Source organism: Microbacterium sp. HMWF026, from assembly GCF_003061325.1.
Taxonomy (GTDB): domain Bacteria; phylum Actinomycetota; class Actinomycetes; order Actinomycetales; family Microbacteriaceae; genus Microbacterium; species Microbacterium testaceum_E.
The window spans coordinates 1-3,933 of sequence record NZ_QAJB01000165.1 but is presented as its reverse complement, the minus strand read 5'-3'; the positions used below and the strand labels follow the sequence as shown (position 1 = coordinate 3,933).

Annotated in this window: 7 protein-coding genes; 1 reads left to right on the top strand and 6 read right to left on the bottom strand. The window is 67.0% G+C overall.

Translation table 11 applies throughout. The features are described from left to right. The 6 genes from DBR36_RS18055 to rpsF form a co-directional block, all read right to left on the bottom strand. Positions 1–454 (bottom strand): hypothetical protein (locus DBR36_RS18055; protein WP_219927624.1); only part of this gene is annotated, 454 nt, incomplete at its 3' end. Continuing rightward, entirely contained in the window at positions 433–777 is a 345-nt protein-coding gene (locus tag DBR36_RS06970) for a hypothetical protein (protein ID WP_108318178.1), read from the bottom strand. The genes DBR36_RS06970 and DBR36_RS18055, both read right to left, overlap by 22 nt. A 212-nt stretch (positions 778–989) precedes the next feature. Continuing rightward, positions 990–1,442 (bottom strand): 50S ribosomal protein L9, encoded by a 453-nt coding sequence (gene rplI / locus DBR36_RS06965; protein ID WP_108318177.1) that lies wholly within the window; start codon positions 1,440–1,442, stop codon positions 990–992. Positions 1,443–1,452: 10 nt separating this feature from the next. Next, the gene (gene rpsR / locus DBR36_RS06960; RefSeq protein WP_013584646.1) at positions 1,453–1,707 is read right to left on the bottom strand and encodes a 30S ribosomal protein S18; all 255 of its coding nucleotides are present in this window, start codon (positions 1,705–1,707) and stop codon (positions 1,453–1,455) included. 102 nt (positions 1,708–1,809) lie between these two features. Continuing rightward, positions 1,810–2,331, bottom strand: a complete 522-nt coding sequence (locus tag DBR36_RS06955; RefSeq protein WP_108318176.1) for a single-stranded DNA-binding protein — start codon at positions 2,329–2,331, stop codon at positions 1,810–1,812. Between the two features lie 5 nt (positions 2,332–2,336). Next, positions 2,337–2,729: a 30S ribosomal protein S6 gene (gene rpsF / locus DBR36_RS06950; protein WP_058622540.1), complete on the bottom strand. Its 393-nt coding sequence runs from the start codon at positions 2,727–2,729 to the stop codon at positions 2,337–2,339. A 217-nt stretch (positions 2,730–2,946) separates the two neighbouring features. Here rpsF and DBR36_RS06945 point away from each other — a divergent pair. Further along, positions 2,947–3,933, top strand: a 987-nt coding sequence (locus DBR36_RS06945; RefSeq protein WP_146185265.1) for a hypothetical protein, incomplete at its 3' end; no start/stop codon positions are given.

Below are 3,933 nucleotides of genomic sequence, written 5' to 3'. Positions count from 1 at the left end.
ATGTTCCATAATCGGGTGGCGCAGGAGAGATATCTTTGATTGATCCCGCCATAAATGATAAAGAGGCACCACCCATCTTTATAAATGACTCGGGACCCGGGTATAAGTCCATCTCGAAAAGTACCCCGCCACTACCGCCTCGCCACCGTGAACCGAAAACCGAATGCGCGTGTAGTGGAGAACCGCTCGGAGTGTAGAGCACGTCTAAACTCGTACACCTTCGACAAGAGAGGATTGCAACATTCGAATCGCGAAAGTGAAACGCCTGGCGCAGATCGAAGAGGACCGTCATTACGCCTTCTGTAAAATTCACCTTCATGTCCAGGACTTGGGCCTCCAGCAGGAGATCGTCATGGCATAAAGGGTCCTCATCTTCGAGCACGGGCACGCCTTCTACGCCAGCGGCGCCAAGGTCGATCGCATCAGAGATTCTTATTTGAACGGGATGTGCCATAACGGGTCCGTACTCGCCAACGATTCCCCACTCACCCACGGGTATTCGCGACCGGTCACCGCGAGGGTCTGGCGGTACGTCGCGTAGGCCTGCACGGCCGAGGCGTCGGCGATGCCGTCGCCGTCCGTGTCCTCGGTGCCCGTCGCGCACGTCGCCGACCCGCACACCACCCGCTCGATGCTGTCGGGAATGGTGTCGCCGTCCACGTCGGTCGCCGCACTCGTGCGGACGAGGGCCGCCGCGGGGGTCGGAACGAGAGGGATGACGGATGCCGCCAGGGCGGCCGAGACCACCGCCAGGGTCGCGAGAAGGTGACTGCGCACGCGTCACCATTACGTGCGTCCGAGGTGGTCGAGAGGCGAGTTCGCGGCATCCCGGGACTGTCGCGCGCGAATTGCACCCGCCGGTTCACCTTCAGACCGGTCGTCGAGGGGTCACGAGTGGCCCTTCGGCAGGCTGCGGGGCCACCCCGCGAACGCGGAACGGCCCCGCCCTGCCGAAGCAGGAACGGGGCCGTTCTCGAGAGTGCAGCGAATTACTTCGCGGCGACCACCTGAAGGGTGATGACGGCGGTGACGTCGTCACGCAGGCGAACCGTCGCCTCGTGCTGACCGACCGACTTGATCGCCGAGGTGATCTGGACCTTGCGCTTGTCGAGCTCGCCCAGACCGGCGGCCTTGACGGCGTCGGCGACATCGGCGGGCTTGACCGAACCGAAGAGGCGACCCTCGTTGCCGGCCTTGACGGCGAGCTTGACGGTGGTCGACTCGAGCGAGTTCTTCAGGGCCACGGCATCTTCGTGGTCGTGGATCGCGCGGGACTCGCGAGCGGCGCGGATCGACGCGACCTGCTTCTCGCCACCACGGCTCCAAGCCACGGCGAAGCCCTGCGGGATGAGGTAGTTACGGGCGTACCCGTTCTTGACCTCGACAACATCACCGGCGCTACCGAGCCCGGTGACCTCATTCGTGAGAATCAGCTTTGCCATCGGGTGCTCCTTAGCGGCCGGCGCCGGCGTAGGGCAGGAGAGCCATCTCGCGCGCGTTCTTGATGGCGCGGGCGATCAGGCGCTGCTCCTGCACGGAGACACCGGTGATACGACGGGCGCGGATCTTGCCGCGCTCCGAGATGAACTTGCGGAGGGTTGCGACGTCCTTGTAGTCGATGACGCCGACGCGGATCGCCTTCGCGGGGGCGGCGTTCTTCGCGCCCTTCCGCGGCTTGCGGCGGTCGCCAGTGGCCTTTCCAGCCATGCTTCCTTCTTTCGTATGGTTCGGGTGCCGGGCCGGTCACGCGGACCGGGGTGTGGCATCCGGAATTTCAGGGGGTCGTCTCGCTCGGGAGCGAAGCGAAGATCAGAACGGGGTGTCGTCGCCGTAGGAACCGGGCGTGCTCCACGCGTCGGCGCCGCTGTTTCCACCGCCGCCGTTGTTCGACCCGGGGGTCGACCACGGCTCGTCGTTGGACTGCTGCACCTGCGCACGCTGTCCGCCTCCGCCACCCCCGCCGCCACCGGCGGCGCGGGTGACCTGAGCGGTCGCGTAGCGGAGCGAGGGGCCGATCTCATCGACTTCGAGTTCGATGGAGGTGCGGTTGTTGCCCTCGCGGTCCTGGTAGGAACGCTGCTTCAGACGCCCGGTCGCGATGACGCGGGAGCCCTTGGTCAGCGAGCCGGCGACGTGTTCGGCGAATTCGCGCCACACCGAGGCGCGCAGAAAGAGCGCCTCGCCGTCCTTCCACTCGTTCGCCTGACGGTCGAACGTGCGGGGGGTCGACGCGATGGTGAAGTTCGCGACCGGAAGACCGTTCTGCGTGTAACGCAGCTCGGGGTCGGCCGTGAGGTTGCCCACAACGGTGATGACGGTTTCGCCGGCCATCGTCGTTACTTCGCAGCCTTCTCGGCGGACTCGACCTTGCGAGGAGCGGCGGCCTTGCGGGCGGCCTTCTCTTCGGAGCGCTTGGCCTCGGCGGCGACCTGGGCGATCGCTTCTTCGGCGCGCAGGACCTTGGTGCGCATGATCTGCTCGTTCAGCTTCAGCTGACGGTCGAGCTCGTTCGTGGCCTCGCTGGTCGCGACGAAGTTGACGACGGCGTAGATGCCCTCGTTCTTCTTGCGGATCTCGTAGGCCAGACGGCGGCGGCCCCAGATGTCGATCTTGTCGATGGTTCCTCCATCGGCCGTGATGACCTTGAGGAATCCGTCGAGCTTCGGAGCGACCTGGCGCTCGTCGACCTCGGGATCGAAGATGACCATGAGTTCGTACTGGTGCGTCACTAACCCACCTCCTTCGGACTAGAACGGCTGACGGGCATTTCCCGGCAGCAGGAGGGTGTGTTGCACGTCGTCACGGGCTCACACGCGCATGGGCGTCGCCGGACAACCTTCGTAGTCTAACGGATGCCGCGCCCCCGCGCCGCGCCCGGGCGTACAGCTTCGACGAGGGGGCGTCCACGCTCGGTAGCGTGGGGGCACGACGACGGCGGGGGGCCGGATGGCAGGCATTCGAGCATTCGACGCGCGGGCGCTGACGATGCCCGACGATCCGGCGGCGGCGCGCGCGTTCACCGAGCGGTTGCGCGCCGAGGGACACCTGCCCCGGACGAATGCCGTGGCGCTCGTGGCGTTCATCCTCGCGTTCGTCATGCTGGGCGGGGTCGCGGCCGTGATCATCGCGCTGCTGGTGGTGTTCGCCGTGGCCCTGGGCCCGGGCGCCATCATCCTCGGCATCCTGTTCCTCGTTCCGCTGCTGCTCGCGGCGGGTGCCCTGGTCGCGGCGGTCGTGTTCTCGCGGCGCGCGCAGCGAGCGCAAGAGGCGCGGCGGTGGCGACTGGCCGGGTTCGCCCGCGACGTCGGCATGGAGTTCGTGCCCGCCGTGCCGAGTCCGCCGCTGCCGGGCGTCATCTTCGCGATCGGTGGGGATCGCCAGGCGAGCGACGTGCTGCGCGGGCGAGAGCCGCGCTTCGTCGAGGTCGGCAACCACAGCTACACGGTCAGCAACGGCAAGAACACCTCGACCGTGCGGTGGGGCTACATCGCGATCCGACTGGCCGTACCCCTCCCCCACATCGTGCTGGATGCCACCGCCAACGACGGCCTGTTCGGCAGCAACCTTCCCGCGTCGTGGGGCCGCGCGCAACGGCTCAGCCTCGAGGGCGACTTCGACCGGCACTTCCGGCTGTTCTGCCCGGAGGGGTACGAACGCGATGCCCTGTACCTGTTCACCCCCGACGTGATGGCGCGCCTCATCGACACGGCGTCGGTGCTCGACGTCGAGATCGTGGACGACTGGCTGCTGCTGTACTCCGGGGAGGAGCTGTCGACCGTCGACCCGGCGCGCTGGGCGTGGGTGTTCTCGGTGGTCTCGACGCTGCTCGACAAGCTCGCCCAATGGGAGCGCTGGCGCGACGATCGCCTCGCCGAGTCCCCGGCATCCCCCGCCCTCTCGAGCACCCCCTCGCGGCCTGCCACGAGCACGGGG

What these genes read in the sequence shown, in the direction of transcription:
- rplI (WP_108318177.1), bottom strand. Translation starts at nt 1,442, where the DNA reads ATGGCAAAGCTGATTCTCACGAATGAGGTCACCGGGCTCGGTAGCGCC.
- rpsR (WP_013584646.1), bottom strand. Translation starts at nt 1,707, where the DNA reads ATGGCTGGAAAGGCCACTGGCGACCGCCGCAAGCCGCGGAAGGGCGCG.
- DBR36_RS06955 (WP_108318176.1), bottom strand. Translation starts at nt 2,331, where the DNA reads ATGGCCGGCGAAACCGTCATCACCGTTGTGGGCAACCTCACGGCCGAC.